The following is a 16,628-nucleotide window of genomic DNA, read 5'->3' on the forward strand; positions in this document are numbered from 1 at the left end:
GGAGGCGAGCAGTAACAGCGCGGAGGGAGAGCGGAAGCGGGGAACAGGGGATCTCAACGCCCCGATCACCCCTAGGCGGCAGGCGTAGTATCCATGCCCCGCCGCCCGCGAACCCGCCTCAACCGCGGCGCGACCGTCATCTCCGCGGCGGCCTTGATCTCTTGTCGCAGTTCATCGCGCTTTTCATGGATCGACGCGATCACCGGGCCGACCGCGACCCCGAGATCGGTCAGCACCGCCTCCGCCAGCTGCAGCGAGCTCTCCAGCGTCTCGGGTACCGCATCGGTCGCACCCGCGCGGTACAGCTCGGCGGCATGGCCCGTGTCGCGCGCGCGGGCCACGATGGCGAGGTCGGGGACCCAGTTGCGCACGCGCCGCGTCAGCGCGACGCTCAGCACCGGATCGTCCATCGTCAGGATCAACGCCTTCGCGCGTCCGAGATTGAGCCGGTCGACCAGTTCGGGCCGCACGACATCGCCGAACAAAACGACATAGCCCTCGGCATGCGCCGCAGTGACGACGTCGATATCCGCTTCGACCGCGACATAGCGCTGGTTGTGGACCGTCAGCATGTCGCACACCATTCGACCGACCCGACCGAACCCGATTACGACCGTTCCCGGGCCTTCCTCGGGGATCTCGAGCGGCGCATCTGCACCATCCTGCAACTCGATCCGCTTCGCCCAGCGCCGCCCGAGCATCGCGAGCAACGGGGTGATGGTCAGCCCGATCGCGGTGACCGTCTGCCAAAAATTCGCGGTCGGCGCGGCGATCAGCTGTGCCTGCGCGGCTGCGCCCAATACGATCAGCGTCGTTTCGGACGGGCTCCCCATCAGCACGCCCGTCTCAACCGCGACCCCGCCGGTGATCCCGGCCCAGCGCAACAGGCCATAGGTAACGATCGCCTTGACCGCGACGACCGCCGCGATCGCGAGGGTATAGGCAGCCCAGTTCGCCGCGATCGCGCGCAGATCGACGCTCATCCCGATCGTGATGAGGAACACGCCGAGCGCGAGGCCCTTGAACGGCGCGGTCATCACCTCGACTTCGCTGTGGTAGTCGGTCTCGGCGATCAGCACGCCCGCCAATAGCGCGCCGACGATCGGCGACAGCCCTGCCGCGGTCGTTGCGAGGCTTGCGACGATGACCACGAGCAGCGATGCGGCAAGGAACAGTTCGGGGCTTTTGGTCCGGGCGGCCTGCGCGAACAGCTTGGGGAGGATGAAGCGCCCGCCGATGAACAGCACGCCGACGGTCAGAAACGCCGCAGATCCGACCCGCGCCAGCCCGCTCCAGCCGCTGTCGGCGGCCATCGGCCCCAATGCGGCGAGCACGAAGATGATCGGGACGAGCGCCAGATCCTCGAACAGCAGCATCGCGAACGCCGTGCGCCCGACCGGGCTGGTCGTTCCCGCGATCGGCAGCACCAGCGCGGTCGAGGACAGCGAGAGTGCGATGCCGAGCGCCATCGATCCGGTCCACGGGAGGGCGGTCAGCAGGTGCAGGCCAAAACCAAGGATCGCGCCCGCGGCGAGGAGCTGCGCAGCACCCGTGCCGAACACGAGCTGGCGCATAGACCAGAGTCGCTTCAGCGACAGTTCGAGCCCGATCGAGAACAGCAGCAACACGATGCCGAATTCGGCGAAGGGTTCGATCGAATGCGGATCGGAAATCGTGACGTAATAGAGCCAGGGATAATCCCGGACCAGAGCGCCGAGCCCGAACGGACCGACCAGCAGGCCGACGAGGATGAAACCGATGACGGGGCTGATCTTGGCGCGCGCGAATGCTGGAATGACAAGACCGGCCGCGCCCAGAATGACGAGGGCGTCGCTGAAACCGGCGTTGCTGAGGGCTGAAGGCATCGTGGCATCTAAGCCACATTCGTTGCGCTTGTCAGCTTATGTCCGAAGATTGCCGAAAAAACGTCGGGTCGCGCCGCCCCGGAATGGCTCCGGGGCGACGCGATGCCGGGGCGTCAGGCGGAAGCGCCCATTGCCTGTTCGAGGTTGAGACGGACCTGCTCGAAGAACTGCTCGGTCGTCATCCACGGCTGATCAGGGCCGATCAGCAGTGCGAGATCCTTGGTCATGTGACCGTCCTCGACCGTTTGCACGCAGACGCGCTCAAGCGTCTCAGCGAACTGCGTCACCTCAGGCGTACCGTCGAACTTGCCGCGATACTTGAGTCCACCGGTCCAGGCGAAGATCGACGCGATCGGGTTGGTCGACGTCGCCTTGCCCTGCTCGTGCTGGCGGAAGTGGCGCGTGACGGTGCCGTGTGCGGCTTCCGCCTCGACCGTCTTGCCATCCGGCGTCAGCAGCACCGAGGTCATCAGGCCGAGCGACCCGAAGCCCTGAGCGACCTGGTCCGACTGGACGTCGCCGTCATAGTTCTTGCACGCCCAGACGAACTCCCCGTGCCACTTGAGCGCCGATGCGACCATGTCGTCGATCAGGCGATGCTCGTAGACGATGCCCGCCTCCTTGAACTTGTCCTTGAATTCGCTCTCGAAAACCTCGGCGAACAGGTCCTTGAAGCGGCCGTCATAGGCCTTCAGGATCGTGTTCTTGGTCGACAGATAGACCGGCCACTTGAGGTTCAGGCCGTAGTGCATCGAAGCGCGCGCGAAATCGCGGATCGAATCGTCGAGGTTGTACATCGCGAGCGCGACGCCCGAGGTCGGGAACTGGAACACTTCCTGGTCGATGACCGTGCCGTCCTCGCCATCGAACACGAGGCGCAGCTTGCCGGGGCCGGGGACGCGGAAATCGGTCGCCTTATACTGATCGCCGAATGCATGGCGGCCGACGACGATCGGGTGCGTCCAGCCCGGGATCAGGCGGGGGACGTTCTTGATCACGATCGGCTCGCGAAAGATCGTGCCGCCGAGGATGTTGCGGATCGTGCCGTTGGGCGACTTCCACATCTTCTTCAGGCCGAATTCCGTAACGCGCTGCTCGTCCGGGGTGATCGTCGCGCACTTCACGCCGACGCCGTACTTCTGGATCGCCTTGGCGCTGTCGACGGTGATCTTGTCGTCGGTGCCGTCGCGGCTCATCATGCCGAGGTCGTAATATTCCAGATCGATATCGAGATAGGGGAGGATCAGCCGCTCGCGGATCCACTGCCAGATGATCCGGGTCATCTCATCGCCGTCGATCTCGACAACGGGCGTCTTTACCTTGATCTTCGCCATCACGCACTTTCCTGTGGGGGTTTTGGGGTAGCGTCTAGGAGCATGCGCGGGATCGATCAACCCGGCGCTTCGCGCGGCGGGGCGGGCGGTAGGGCATTGACGATTGTGGCAAACCGGCCGGTCGGTTAGGGTTGGCCCATGATACCACCGCCTTATGCGCCGCCTTCGCCCGAAACCGCCAAATGGCGTGTTCCCGATCTCCACCCAGAGGGGCGCAAATACGTCATCATCGCAGGTGCCGTCTCGCTCGTCGCGCTGGTCTGGCTCGGCTGGTTCGTCGCGTGGCCGCTGCTCGGGCTGACCTTGTGGGTCGCGCTGTTCTTCCGCGATCCGGTCCGCGTCACGCCATCGGGCGACGGATTGATCGTGTCCCCCGCCGATGGGCTCGTCTCGCGGATCGAGCGCGTGCCGGTGCCGCGTGAGCTCGCCGGCCCAAACGGTCTCGGCGAAGCCCCGCTGATCCGCGTTTCGGTGTTCATGTCGGTGTTCGACGTCCACATCAACCGCACGCCGATCGCGGGGACGATCAAGCAGGTCGTCTATATCTCGGGCAAGTTCGTGAATGCCGAGCTCGACAAGGCGAGCGAGGATAATGAGCGGCAGCATCTGGTCGTCGAGGGCCGCGACGGGCGTCGGATCGGCTTCACCCAGATCGCCGGCCTGCTCGCGCGCCGGATCGTGCCGTTCGTCAAGCCGGGCGACATGGTCGCCGCGGGGCAGCGGATTGGGCTGATCCGGTTCGGCAGCCGCGTCGACGTCTACCTGCCCGACGATTGCGCGTGCCAGGTGGTGCTCGGGCAACGCAGCGTGGCCGGCGAGACGATCCTTGGTCGTGTCGGCGGGACCGTGGCTACCGGGATCGCGCAGTGATAGGTTCGGAAACGCGGGCATGAGGCGCCCCGAGCGCCGCGCCACGACGCGCGGTCTTCCGTTACGGGCAGTCGCGCCCAATGCGGTGACCGCGCTCGCCTTGTGTTCCGGGCTGACCGGCATCCGCTTCGCGATCGCCGGTCAGTGGGAAACCGCCGTCCTGATGGTGATGATCGCAAGCGTGCTCGACGGGATCGATGGACGGATCGCCCGGATGGTGCGCGGGGAAAGCCGGTTTGGCGCGGAGCTCGACTCCCTGTCCGACGCGATTTCGTTCGGCGTGTCCCCAGCACTGATCCTGTATCTCTGGTCGCTCAAGGATCTTCCGCGGCTCGGCTGGCTTTGCGCGCTGGTGTTCGCGGTGTTCTGTGCGCTTAGGCTCGCCCGGTTCAATGCGGCGATCGATGTTGTCGAGCAGCCCCACAAATCCGCAGGCTTCCTGACGGGGGCGCCGTCTCCGGTCGGGGCAGGGCTGGCGATGTTGCCGCTCTACCTGTGGTTCTGGACGGGGCTGGACTTCTGGCGGTCGCCCCTGCTCGTCGCGCCGTGGGTCGCGGCGATGGCAGTGCTGATGATCTCGAGCGTCGCGACGTTCAGCTGGTCATCGCTGCGGTTGCGGACGCATATACGGTTCGAGGCGATCGCGGTTGTCGTCCTGCTGGGCGCGGCCCTGATTTCAGCGCCCTGGCATACGCTGACGTTCCTGTGCATTGCCTACCTAGGCACGCTACCGTTCAGCATAGCGGCTTATGGCAAGGTCAAGCGGCTGCGCGCAACGCCTGGCGGGGCACTGCGGTCACCGGCACCAGCCGCGCCCGAACCCGAACCCGAGCTTCGCTGACGGTGAGCATCGGGCGTGCGCCGGTCACAGGCTCGACGCCATCGCGAAGCAGAGAGACGATCCGCGGCATTGCCGGGACCAGCGTCTGCCAAAATACGGCCGCGCTGGCAGCGAATGCGCTTGCGAAGACCAGAAAGCCCGTCACCATCATCATCGCCTAAATTCCTCTGTCTCGACGCGAAAGGTTGCAGGTCTAACCCACACGCGTGGGCAACGTTCCCTGTTCTGTACGTGAACATGGTATGTTCCATGTTCGTTCTGCTCGTCAAGCGGTTTCGCTGTCTTGCCTTTGTGTCCCGGATTGCGTAAAGGGCGCGCCTTCACACCGCATGGGAAGCACACATCACCGGTGTCGTGCAGGGGTTTGACCCCGAATCGATTACTCGCTTCCCAGAGGATCAACCGGAAAGGAATTATTTATGGCGGCACCTGTCGTTTCCATGCAGCAGTTGCTCGAGACGGGCGCACACTTCGGCCACCAGACGCATCGCTGGAACCCGAAGATGAAGCCTTACATTTTCGGCGACCGTAACGGCGTCCACATCCTCGATCTCTCGCAGACCGTACCGCTCTTCGCCCGCGCGCTCGAGTTCGTCTCGGCGTCGACTGCGGCAGGCGGCAAGGTTCTGTTCGTCGGCACCAAGCGCCAGGCGCAGGAGCCCGTCGCAGACGCAGCGCGCCGTTCGGGCCAGCACTTCGTCAACCATCGCTGGTTGGGCGGCATGCTCACCAACTGGAAGACCATTTCCAACTCGATCAAGCGCATGAAGACGCTTGAGGAGCAGCTGTCCGGTGACACCGTCGGCCTGACCAAGAAGGAAGTGCTCCAGCTTACCCGCGAGAAGGACAAGCTCGAGCTGTCGCTCGGCGGCATCCGCGACATGGGCGGCATCCCCGACGTGATGTTCGTGATCGACGCGAACAAGGAAGAGCTGGCGATCAAGGAAGCCAACACGCTGGGTATTCCGGTCGTCGCGATCCTCGATTCGAACGTCTCGCCGGACGGCATTGCCTTCCCGGTCCCCGCGAACGACGACGCAAGCCGGGCGATCCGCCTGTATTGCGAAGCGATCGCGATCGCCGCGACCCGCGGTGGCAACGAGCAGCTTGCTCGCCGCCAGGACATCGGTTCGATGGAAGCGCCGCCCGCCGAGGAAGCGCTGCTCGAGACTGCCCCTGCTGAAGCCGGTGCCGAGCCGACCGCAGCCAGCGACGTAGCGCTGCAGGCCGAAATGGTCGCAGAGGCCGAGCGCCAGATCGACGCATAAGCGTCGCAGAACTGACATAGGGACGGGGTAGGGCATCGCTCTGCCCCGTCCAAAACCGCATCTGACACACAAGAGGATAAGTGACATGGCCGACATTACTGCCGCTGCGGTGAAAGACCTGCGCGAGAAGAGCGGCGCGGGCATGATGGATTGCAAGAAGGCGCTGACCGAAGCTGCCGGCGACATGACCGCGGCGATGGACTGGCTGCGCGCCAAGGGCCTCGCGGCTGCCGCCAAGAAGTCCAGCCGCACCGCGGCCGAGGGCCTGATCGGCGTCGAAGTCGACGGCACCATCGGTGCAGCGGTCGAAGTTAATTCCGAGACCGATTTCGTAGCGAAGAACGAGCAGTTTCAGACCTTCGTTCGCGACGTGACGTCGGTCGCGCTGCGGCTCGGTGACGACATTGCCGTCATCAAGGCAGCATCGCTCGGCGAGGCGACCGTCGAGGAGACGCTCACCAACAACATCGCGACGATCGGCGAGAACCAGAACCTGCGTCGCGCAAAGCGCCTCGAAGTCACGCAGGGCGCGGTCATCCCGTACATCCACAACCAGGCAGCCCAGGGCCTCGGCAAGATCGGCGTGCTCGTCGCGCTCGAGAGCGATGCCGGCCATGACGTGCTCGAGCCGCTCGGCAAGCAGATCGCGATGCACATCGCGGCCGCTTTCCCGCTCGCGCTTAACGAGGACGGCCTCGACCCCGAGATCGTCGCGCGCGAGCGTGCGATCGCGACCGAAAAGGCAGCCGAGAGCGGCAAGCCCGCCGACATCGTCGCCAAGATGGTCGACGGTGCGATCGCCAAGTACCGCAAGGAAAACGCGCTCGTCAGCCAGCTGCTGGTGATGGACGGCAAGACCAAGATCTCGGACGTTGTTGCCAATGCCGCCAAGGCAGCGGGCAAGTCGATCGAGCTCAAGGACTATGTCCGCTTCCAGCTCGGCGAAGGCATCGAGAAGGAAGCGACCGATTTCGCAGCGGAAGTCGCTGCGGCATCGGGCGTTCCCCAGCAGACCGCCTGACCCCTTTGCGTGGGGGTGCGCCGTGCCTTCGGGCACGGCTCACCCCCACCGCACTCTAACGCAAATTGCGACAGCGCGCCGCTTGCGCGCGACTGATTTGCGAAGCAGGCAGGGCCATTGCCCGCCTCGCACAGTTTCCGCGCTTCCAATCGCTTCGCGCCCCCGATAAGGTCCGCGCGCCCCGTCTTCTTGCCGTTCGGATTGTCGTGCCAAACCCAAATTTCAAACGTATCCTGTTGAAACTGTCGGGCGAGGTCCTGATGGGGCCCGAAGGCCTCGCGATCGATCCATCGGTAACCGCTCGGGTTGCGGGCGAGATTGCAGATGCCCGTTCCAAGGGGTTCGAAGTCTGCGTCGTCGTCGGCGGCGGCAACATCTTCCGGGGTCTCGCCGCAGCCGCCAAGGGGTTCGAGCGCGCGACTGCAGATTACATGGGGATGCTCGCGACCGTGATGAACGCGCTCGCGGTGCAGAATGCGCTCGAGCAGATCGGCGTCGATACGCGCGTCCAGTCCGCGATTCCGATGGCGAGCGTCTGCGAGCCGTTCATCCGTCGCCGCGCCGAGCGCCATCTCGAAAAATGCCGCGTCGTGATTTTCGCGGCAGGCGTCGGCAGCCCCTATTTTACCACCGACAGCGGTGCAGCCTTGCGCGCCGCCGAAATGAAGTGCGATGCGCTGTTCAAGGGCACTTCGGTCGACGGCGTCTATGATGCCGATCCGAAGCTCGTCCCGACCGCCAAGCGCTACGACACGATCAGTTATGGCACCGTGCTCGCGAAGGACCTCAAGGTCATGGATGCGAGCGCGATCGCCTTGTGCCGAGACAACAATATCCCGATCGTCGTCTTCAACATCCGCGAGCCCGGCAATCTTGCCGCGGTGCTGCGGGGTGAGGGCGTTTCCACGATCGTCCAGGCAGAGACAGGAGCATAATCATGGCAGCCTATGACAAGGCCGATCTCGAGCGGCGTATGGCCGGCAGCATCGAATCATTGAAGGGCGACCTCAGTGGCCTCCGCACGGGCCGCGCCTCGACGTCGCTGCTCGATCCGGTGACGGTCGAGGTCTATGGCGCGCAGATGCCGCTCAACCAGGTCGCGACCGTCTCGGTACCCGAGCCGCGGATGATCTCGGTCCAGGTGTGGGACAAGATGAACGTCGGGCCGTGCGACAAGGCGATCCGCTCGGCCGGGCTCGGGCTCAACCCGATCGTCGATGGCACCACGCTGCGCCTGCCGATTCCGGATCTGACCGAGGAGCGCCGCAAGGAGCTCGCCAAGCTCGCCGGCAAGTACGCCGAGGATGCGCGGATCGCCGCACGGAACGTCCGTCGGGACGGCATGGACAGCCTCAAGACCGACGAGAAGAAGGGCGTCTACAGCGAGGACGAGCGCAAGAAGCTCGAAACCGAAGTGCAGAAGCTGACCGACAAGACGATCGGCGAGATCGACGCCGCCGCGACCGTCAAGGAAAAGGAAATCCTGGGGAAGTGAGGCCGTTTGCCGCCCCGGCTGCCGATCGGGCGACGACATTGGAATCGGGGGCGCCGGATTCCGGCGTTGCCGTCCTCCCGCGTCACGTCGCGATCATCATGGACGGCAACGGTCGTTGGGCGAAGAAGCGGCACTTGCCGCGGCTTGCCGGTCATCGTCAGGGCGTCGAGGCAGTCCGCAGGGTTTCGCGCGCCGCGCGCGTGCTCGGAATCGAGGCGCTGACGCTTTACGCCTTTTCGAGCGAGAACTGGCGTCGTCCGGAAGAAGAGGTCAGCGACCTCATGGGATTGCTGCGGCTGTTCATCCGTAGCGACCTCGACGAGATGGTGCGCGAGAATGTCCGGTTGCGGATCATCGGCGATTATCGTCGGTTCAGTGCCGATCTCGTGCAGCTGATCGACGACGCGGTCGGTCGCACCGCGTCCAATACCGGGCCGATCCTCGCGATCGCGCTCAATTACGGGGCGCAGGCCGAAATCGCCTCGGTCGCGCGACGGCTCGCCGAAAGCGCGCGTGACGGCGTGCTCGATCCCGCGACGATCGACGAGGCGATGTTCGAACAGGAACTCGAGACGCGCGACCTTCCGCCGCTCGATCTTCTCATCCGGACCTCGGGCGAAGTTCGCCTCTCCAATTTCCTGCTGTGGCAGGCGGCCTATGCCGAGTTGCTGTTCGTCGACACGCTGTGGCCCGAGTTCGACGGGGACACGCTCACGCGCGCCATTGCCGCGTTCGGGCAGCGACAGCGGCGGTTCGGGGGCCTGTGAAGCGGGGTCTGTCGCAGCGAATGTCGTCCAACCTCGCGCTGCGGTCGGTGGTCGGCGTAGCGTTGATCGGGGTGGCGCTCACCAGTGTCCTGTTCGGCGATATCGCCTTCTGGCTGCTGTGCGTCGTGCTCGGCCTGTTCATGATGGGGGAATGGGCGGATCTGCACGCCGCTCCGTCCAGCACCAAGCGGCTCGCGCAATATGCGGTGTCGGTCCCGCTCGCGATCATGGCACCGCATCTCGGGGCGGGACCGGGCTTCTTCGCTCTTGGGCTGATCGCCGGCGCGGCATTTTTCATCGTAATCGTGACGCGGCGGCAGGGACTTGCCACCGGTATCGTCTATGTCGGTCTGCCGATCCTCGCCTTGCTGCTCATCCGCAGCCAGGCAAACGGCATCGTGCTCACGATCTGGACGCTAGCGCTCGTCTGGGCATGCGACATCGGCGCGTATGCCGCCGGGCGCTTCATCGGCGGACCGAAGCTCGCTCCCGCGATCAGCCCGAACAAGACCTGGGCGGGCCTCGGCGGTGGCGTCCTTGCGGCCGGGTTGTTCGGCGCGTTCCTGCACCTGCGATATGGCTTGCCGCTGCGGCTGACGCTGGCGACGCCGTTTCTCGCGGTACTGGCGCAAGGCGGCGATCTGTACGAAAGCTGGCTCAAGCGGCGCGCCGGAGTCAAGGACAGCGGCACCCTGCTGCCCGGGCACGGCGGCGTGCTCGACCGGCTCGACGGGCTCGTCCCGGTCGCGCCGGTGGCCGCGTTTCTCATCCTGTTACCGAAAGTCTATTGGTGGTGAAGACGATCACGATCTTGGGGGCGACGGGGTCGATCGGCACCTCGACGCTCGACCTGGTGGAGCGCGAGCCCGACCGGTTCGAAGTCCTCGCGCTGACCGCCAATTGCGACGTCGCGCGGCTCGCCGCCGCTGCGATCCGCACGCGCGCACGGCTTGCCGTCGTGGCGGACGAAGCGTGCCTTCCCGACCTCCGACAGGCGCTGGCTGGAACCGACACGGTCTGCGCGGGCGGACGCGCGGCGGTGATCGAGGCGGCGACGCTTGGCGCGGACATCACCATGGGGGCGATCGTCGGGTGCATCGGGCTGGAACCCGTGATGGCCGCGATCACCGGGGGCAAGACGGTAATCCTTGCCAACAAGGAGCCGCTCGTCTCGGCAGGGGACGTGGTTCTGGCGGCGGCGGCTAAGCACGGTGCGACGCTGTTGCCCGCGGACTCCGAACACAATGCGATCTTTCAGTGTTTCGACGCGGCACGGCCCGAACGCGTGCGCCGGATCATCCTGACGTGCAGCGGCGGTCCATTCCGGACCTGGTCGACCGAGGCGATGCGCGGCGTCACCCCGGAGCAGGCGGTCGCGCATCCCAACTGGTCGATGGGCGCGAAGATCTCGGTCGATTCGGCAACGCTGTTCAACAAGGGCCTCGAACTGATCGAGGCCGCTCGGCTGTTCCCGGTGCCGCATGAGTCGATCGAGATCGTGATTCACCCGCAATCGGTAATCCACTCGCTGGTCGATTACGTCGATGGCTCCGTGCTCGCGCAGATGGGGCCGCCCGACATGCGCACCCCGATCGCGCATTGTCTCGCGTGGCCCGACCGGATGGCGACGCCGATGGCCCCGCTCGACCTGGTGGCGATCGGACAGCTCGATTTCGAGGCGCCCGATCCCGAGCGGTTCCCCGCGCTGCGCCTGACGCGCGAGGCGCTCGACGCCGGGGGAGCGCGGCCTGCAATTCTCAACGCCGCCAACGAGATTGCGGTCGCCGCTTTCCTCAACCGCGAAATCGGCTTCCTCGAAATTGCCGCAATCGTGGACGATACGCTGTCGGTCTATCATCCGGCCGCACCGGGAACGTTGGGCGACGTTCTCGCGGTCGACGCCGAAGCGCGCAGCATAGCGCGCCGGCAGGTGGGGCATCGCAACGGGGCGTTGATGAAGGATAACGTCGTTTGAGCCAATCGCCCGGATTTCTGCTGACGATCCTCGCGTTCGCGCTGGTGATCGGTCCGCTCGTGTTCCTGCACGAGATGGGACATTATCTCGCCGGGCGTCTGTTCGGCGTGAAGATCGACGCTTTCTCGATCGGCTTCGGCAAGGAGCTGTTCGGCTGGACCGACCGGCTCGGCACGCGCTGGAAGTTCAGCGCCTTGCCGCTTGGCGGCTATGTCAAATTTGCGGGCGACATGAATGCCGCCAGCGTTCCCGATCCCGCCTGGCTCGAGCTCCCCGCTGCCGAACGCGCGCGGACCTTGCAGGCGCGTCCGGTATGGCAACGCGCGATTGTCGTGGCGGCGGGTCCAGTGACCAACTTCTTCATCGCGATCCTGATCCTCGCGGGCTTCGCGATGACCTACGGCGTCGACCGGACGCCATCGCTGGTCGGGGTCGTCAGCCCGGGCAGCGCGGCGGCGAAGGCGGGCCTGCAGACCGGCGACCGTATCACCGCGCTCAACGGGCGCGCGATTGCGACGTTCAAGGACGTCTTCCAATATGCGGTTCTCCGCCCGAGCGAGCCGGTGCTGGTCGATTACGTCCACAACGGCGTTCCGCAGAGCCGCCAGACCGTTCTTGGCGTTGCAACCGAGCGGGACCGGTTCGGCAACGAATTCAAGAAGGGGCTGCTCGGGATCGGACCGACGACACCCGTCGCGCATCCCGTCGGCCTGCTCGAGGCGCCGCTCGTCGGCATCGACATGACGGGGGAAATCCTGCGGACCACGGTCGAGGGGTTGGGGCAGATCATCTCCGGGCGTCGCTCGGTCGACGAACTCGGCGGGCCGCTGCGGATCGCCAAGGTGTCGGGCGAGCAGCTCTCGCTCGGTTGGCCGGTGCTGATCTTCTTTATCGCCGGGGTTTCGATTAATCTGGGATTCATCAACCTTTTGCCAATTCCGATGCTGGATGGCGGGCATCTTTTCTTCTACGCGATCGAGGCCGTGCAGCGTCGGCCGGTCGCGCCGACCGTGCAGGAATGGGCGTTCCGCGGGGGATTGGCAGCGATTCTTGCCTTGATGGTGATGGTGACGTTCAACGACCTCGGCGCATTCGGCCTCTGGAAGACCCTCGGCGGGTTGATCGGTTGACGCAGGTAAGGCAGGGCGGGCCAGCGTTTTTGGCCACGCGGGTATTTTCTCCGATTTGGGGTGGGATGTGACAGCGATCAAGGTTTCTCCGTTCAGGGCACGGGCCACCGCCGTGTTGCTGGCAAGCACGATGTTCTCGTGCCTGCCCGCCGATGCCCAGACCACGTCGCCCGCCGGACGTCGTGCAGCGCCGGCTCCGGCTGTGGCACAAACACCGGCCCCGGCTGCTGCCATTGCCCCCGCCGTGACGCGCACGATCAAGTCGATCCGCGTCGAGGGGTCGCAGCGGCTCGAGCCCGAGACCGTGCTGTCCTACACCAAGCTGCGGTCCGGCCAGGCCTTCACCAACGAATCGCTCGATCAGGCGATCAAGGATCTGTACGCGAGCGACCTGTTCGCCGACGTTTCGATCGCTGGTGCGGAAACGGGCGACATCGTGTTGCGGATCCGCGAAAATCCGGTGATCAACCGGATTATTTTCGAGGGCAACAAGCGGCTCAAGGAAGACAAGATCAAGAAGGAGGTGAAACTCGCCCCCCGCCAGATCTTCACCCGCACCGCGGTCCGTCAGGACGTCGCGCGGATCATCGAGCTGTATCGCCGCCAGGGGCGTTTCGCCGCGGTGGTCGAACCCAAGATGGTCAACCTCGACCAGAACCGCGTCGACGTGATCTTCGAGGTGAGCGAAGGGCCAAAGTCCAAGGTTCGCCAGATCAACATCCTCGGCAACCAGGAGTTTTCGGACAACAAGCTGCGCGAACAGATGGCGACCAAGCAGGCACGCCTGATCACGCTGCTGAGTTCGAACACGAGCTACGACCAGGATCGGCTCGCCTACGACCAGCAGAAGCTGCGGCAGTTCTACCTGACCGAGGGCTATGCCGACTTCAAGGTAACGTCGGCGGTTGCCGAGCTGACGCCCGACAAGAAGGACTTCATCATCACCTACGTGGTGGAGGAGGGCAAGCGCTACAAGTTCGGCGACGTGACCGTCGACAGCGACATCCGCGACTTCGACAACAAGAAGCTCGCCGCCAGCCTCGGGATCAACAAGGGCGACTGGTATAACGCCAAGAAGGTCGAGACCGCAGTGGACTCGCTCAGCGAGGCTGCCGGCGCGTTCGGCTATGCCTTCACCGAGGTGAACCCGGACTTCCAGCGCGACAAGGAAACGCTGACGATGGGGATTAATTTCCACATCGCCGAAGCCAAGCGCTCCTATGTCGAGCGGATCGACATCAACGGCAACACCCAGACGCAGGACAAGATCATCCGTCGCGAGATCCGTCTTGCGGAAGGCGATGCGTTCAGCAGCTTCCAGGTCAAGCGGTCGCAGGATCGCATCAACTCGCTCGGCTTCTTCCAGGACAAGTTCGAGATCAAGCAGACGCAGGGGTCCTCGCCCGACCGCGTCGTGCTGACCGCGAACGTCGAGGAAAAGTCGACCGGCGAGCTGTCGCTGTCGGCGGGTTTCTCGAGCCTCGAGCGGTTCATCATCCAGGCGTCGATCCGCCAGCGCAACTTCCGCGGCAAGGGCCAGGAACTGCGCGCCAGCGTCAATTACTCGACCTATTCCAAGTCGGTCGAGCTTGGCTTCACCGAACCGTATCTGCTCGACAAGAACATCGCGATCGGTGGTGACATTTTCCGGCGCGATTACAATGCGTTCAACTTCACGACCGGGAACCAGCGCAACACCACCTACACGCAGGTCTCGACCGGCTTCCAGCTTCGCGCCGGCATCCCGCTGACCGAATATTGGCAGCTCGCCGGCCGCTATGGTCTGTCCTACGACCAGGTCGGGCTCGATCAGGCGACCTATTTCACCAACGGCGTCTGCGATCCACTTCGCGCCGGGCGCTATCTGTGCGACTCGATCGGCAACCGCTGGACCTCGTCGGTCGGCTATTCGCTGCTGTACGACAGCCTCAACAGCCGCCTGCGCCCGACCGCAGGGCAACGTTTCATCTTCAGCCAGGATTTCGCCGGGCTGGGCGGGGACGTGAAGTACATCCGCACGAAGGTCGAGGGTTCGAAGTTCGTCAATGTCGGCAGCGGGTTCATTGCTTCGCTCAACGTCGAAGGCGGCTATATCAAGTCGCTCGAGAAGAGCCGCGGCGTGGGGATCGACAAGGTCCGCATCACCGATCGTTTCTATCTCGGCGAACCCGATTTCCGCGGCTTCGACATTCGTGGCGTCGGCCCGCGGATCCAGCGTATCCCGTATCAGACCGATGCAGCGGGCAACCAGACGCTGGTCACCGATCGCAACCAGTTCGTCGATGACGCGCTCGGCGGCAACGCTTACTATCTCGGCAAGCTCGAACTCGAGATCCCGCTCGGCGCGGGTGCTCGCGAACTCGGGTTGCGGCCGTCGATCTATGTCCAGGCGGGCGCGCTGTTCGGCGTTACCCGTCCCAAGCCGACCGCGACGTTCCAGACGACGGTCGACCCGGTCACCGGTCGCACGATCGTCCTTCCGCTGACACAGGCAGTCCTCGCTACCAACGGTAACCCGTATTACACCGTGCCTGCCACCGACGGCACCAATCCGTCGGCAAACACGACGTGCGCGGTCGGCTATTCGGCAGCGGTAGGCGGGGCCTGCTCGGGCACTTCGGTCAACACGCCGCTGACGACTCAGGTGTCGGCGCCGTTCCTCGAACGCTTCGTCGGGGATTCCCCCCGGCCGCGTGTGTCCGTCGGCGCGGGCGTGAACTGGAATTCGCCCTTCGGACCGCTTCGCATCGATCTCGCTTACGCCCTCCTCAAGGACAAGGGCGACGATAGTAAACTCGTAACTTTCAACGTGGGGACACAGTTCTGATGAAGACCACCTATTCCATCCTGCTCGGCTGCGTCGGTCTTGCGATTGCCGGCTCGGCACAGGCCCAGGTTGGCGGTATCGCGATCGCGGATCCCGAGACCGTGATCCTGACCGCCAAGGCGCTCGATGCAGCGAACACCTCGATTGCGACGACCTACAAGGCACAGCTCGACCAGGCCACCGCACGTGCACAGGCGCTCCAGGCACAGCTCAACACGCTGTACGCACCACTCGATCTCAACAAGGACAAGCAGTTGTCCGACGACGAGATCCAGAAGGCGCAGGCTGCCAAGAACCCGGCACTGACGCAGATCGAAACCGCGCAGCGCACCGGCCAGGCCGATGTCGCACGGCTGCGTGGGCCCGCAACGCTGGCGCAGGCCTATGCGATCGAGCAGATTTCGCAGAAGTACGCAGCCGCGATGCAGGCCGTCGTCGCTTCGAAGAAGCTCAGCCTGTTGCTGTCGGCGAACACCGTCCAGTTCAGCACGCCTGCCGTCGACGTGACCGACGCCATCAAGGCCGAGCTCGACCGCGCGAACCCGACCGTGCCGTTCACGCCGCCCGCCGGCTGGCAGCCAAGCCAGCAGACCCAGCAGCTGCTCCAGCAGTATCAGCAGCTCGCCTATATCTCGGCGATGCAGCGTCAGCGCGCCGCTGGCACGCCGGGCGCTGCACCGGCTGCGCCGGCTGCCGGCACCAAGGCACCGCAGGGTCGCTGAGCGTCGCATGGCAGACGGTGAAACCGAAGGCCGTGGCGCCATGGGCCCGCTCGATATCGGGCGGGTCATGGCGGCGCTGCCGCATCGTTACCCGATGCTGCTGGTCGACCGTGTCGAGGATTTGATCCTCGACCGGTCGATCACCGCGATCAAGGCGGTGACGATCAACGAGCAGTTCTTCCAGGGGCATTTCCCGGGGCGTCCGATCATGCCGGGCGTGCTGATCGTCGAGGCGATGGCGCAGGCGGCGGGGATTCTCGCGGTCGAATCGCTCGGTCTCGCCGGCTCGGGCAAGCTCGTTTATTTCATGGCGATCGACGGGGCCAAGTTCCGCAAGCCGGTCGAACCCGGCGTGCTGCTGAAGCTCGAGGTCGCGTTCGTCCAGAAGCGTTCGAGCGTCTGCAAGTTTTCCGGCCGCGCGACGATCGACGGACAGCTTGCCGCGGAAGCGAACTTCACCGCAATGATCGCCGATCCGCCCAAGTGAGCGCGGCATGGACGGCCTGACCTGGT

At 64.9% G+C, this 16,628-nt stretch carries 15 protein-coding genes; 13 read left to right on the forward strand and 2 right to left on the reverse strand.

The window, feature by feature from the left end:
• Window positions 1-71: 71 nt before the first annotated feature.
• Together RI03_RS09170 and RI03_RS09175 are read right to left on the reverse strand one after the other, a co-directional pair.
• Window positions 72-1,865, reverse strand: coding sequence for a cation:proton antiporter domain-containing protein (locus RI03_RS09170; RefSeq protein ID WP_010216832.1), 1,794 nt, complete (start codon window positions 1,863-1,865; stop codon window positions 72-74).
• Between the two features lie 113 nt (window positions 1,866-1,978).
• Window positions 1,979-3,199, reverse strand: a complete 1,221-nt coding sequence (locus RI03_RS09175; RefSeq protein ID WP_010216833.1) for an NADP-dependent isocitrate dehydrogenase — start codon at window positions 3,197-3,199, stop codon at window positions 1,979-1,981.
• A 138-nt stretch (window positions 3,200-3,337) separates the two neighbouring features.
• Between RI03_RS09175 and RI03_RS09180 the strand changes: the two genes are divergently transcribed.
• The 13 genes from RI03_RS09180 (at window position 3,338) to fabZ (ending at window position 16,602) form a co-directional block, all read left to right on the forward strand.
• Window positions 3,338-4,069 (forward strand): phosphatidylserine decarboxylase, encoded by a 732-nt coding sequence (locus tag RI03_RS09180; RefSeq protein WP_010216835.1) that lies wholly within the window; start codon window positions 3,338-3,340, stop codon window positions 4,067-4,069.
• 19 nt (window positions 4,070-4,088) lie between these two features.
• A complete protein-coding gene (locus tag RI03_RS09185) occupies window positions 4,089-4,910 on the forward strand; it encodes a CDP-alcohol phosphatidyltransferase family protein (RefSeq protein ID WP_010216838.1) in 822 nt (273 codons plus the stop codon).
• A 419-nt stretch (window positions 4,911-5,329) separates the two neighbouring features.
• Window positions 5,330-6,178, forward strand: coding sequence for a 30S ribosomal protein S2 (gene rpsB, locus RI03_RS09190; protein ID WP_010216841.1), 849 nt, complete (start codon window positions 5,330-5,332; stop codon window positions 6,176-6,178).
• A gap of 85 nt (window positions 6,179-6,263) precedes the next feature.
• Window positions 6,264-7,199, forward strand: a complete 936-nt coding sequence (gene tsf, locus RI03_RS09195; protein ID WP_010216842.1) for a translation elongation factor Ts — start codon at window positions 6,264-6,266, stop codon at window positions 7,197-7,199.
• A gap of 206 nt (window positions 7,200-7,405) precedes the next feature.
• Window positions 7,406-8,134 (forward strand): UMP kinase, encoded by a 729-nt coding sequence (gene pyrH / locus RI03_RS09200; protein ID WP_010216844.1) that lies wholly within the window; start codon window positions 7,406-7,408, stop codon window positions 8,132-8,134.
• Between the two features lie 2 nt (window positions 8,135-8,136).
• The gene (gene frr, locus RI03_RS09205; protein ID WP_010216846.1) at window positions 8,137-8,694 is read left to right on the forward strand and encodes a ribosome recycling factor; all 558 of its coding nucleotides are present in this window, start codon (window positions 8,137-8,139) and stop codon (window positions 8,692-8,694) included.
• 38 nt (window positions 8,695-8,732) lie between these two features.
• A complete protein-coding gene (locus RI03_RS09210; protein WP_010163692.1) occupies window positions 8,733-9,461 on the forward strand; it encodes an isoprenyl transferase in 729 nt (242 codons plus the stop codon).
• 20 nt (window positions 9,462-9,481) lie between these two features.
• Window positions 9,482-10,258: a phosphatidate cytidylyltransferase gene (locus tag RI03_RS09215; RefSeq protein ID WP_026046590.1), complete on the forward strand. Its 777-nt coding sequence runs from the start codon at window positions 9,482-9,484 to the stop codon at window positions 10,256-10,258.
• Window positions 10,255-11,436 (forward strand): 1-deoxy-D-xylulose-5-phosphate reductoisomerase, encoded by a 1,182-nt coding sequence (locus RI03_RS09220; RefSeq protein WP_010163695.1) that lies wholly within the window; start codon window positions 10,255-10,257, stop codon window positions 11,434-11,436. The genes RI03_RS09215 and RI03_RS09220 overlap by 4 nt, the downstream gene beginning before the upstream one ends.
• Window positions 11,433-12,566 carry a M50 family metallopeptidase gene (locus RI03_RS09225; protein WP_010216850.1) on the forward strand — a complete coding sequence of 378 codons (1,134 nt, stop codon included), beginning with the start codon at window positions 11,433-11,435 and terminating at the stop codon, window positions 12,564-12,566. Before RI03_RS09220 ends, RI03_RS09225 begins: the two co-directional genes overlap by 4 nt.
• Before the next feature lie 244 nt (window positions 12,567-12,810).
• Entirely contained in the window at window positions 12,811-15,393 is a 2,583-nt protein-coding gene (gene bamA / locus RI03_RS09230; protein WP_010163699.1) for an outer membrane protein assembly factor BamA, read from the forward strand.
• The gene (locus tag RI03_RS09235) at window positions 15,393-16,115 is read left to right on the forward strand and encodes an OmpH family outer membrane protein (RefSeq protein WP_010216853.1); all 723 of its coding nucleotides are present in this window, start codon (window positions 15,393-15,395) and stop codon (window positions 16,113-16,115) included. Before bamA ends, RI03_RS09235 begins: the two co-directional genes overlap by 1 nt.
• 7 nt (window positions 16,116-16,122) lie before the next feature.
• Entirely contained in the window at window positions 16,123-16,602 is a 480-nt protein-coding gene (gene fabZ, locus RI03_RS09240) for a 3-hydroxyacyl-ACP dehydratase FabZ (RefSeq protein ID WP_026046592.1), read from the forward strand.
• The last annotated feature ends 26 nt before the right edge of the window (window positions 16,603-16,628 follow it).

Origin of the sequence: Sphingomonas sp. PAMC 26621 (assembly GCF_000251145.1) — a bacterium.
Lineage (GTDB): Bacteria > Pseudomonadota > Alphaproteobacteria > Sphingomonadales > Sphingomonadaceae > Sphingomonas.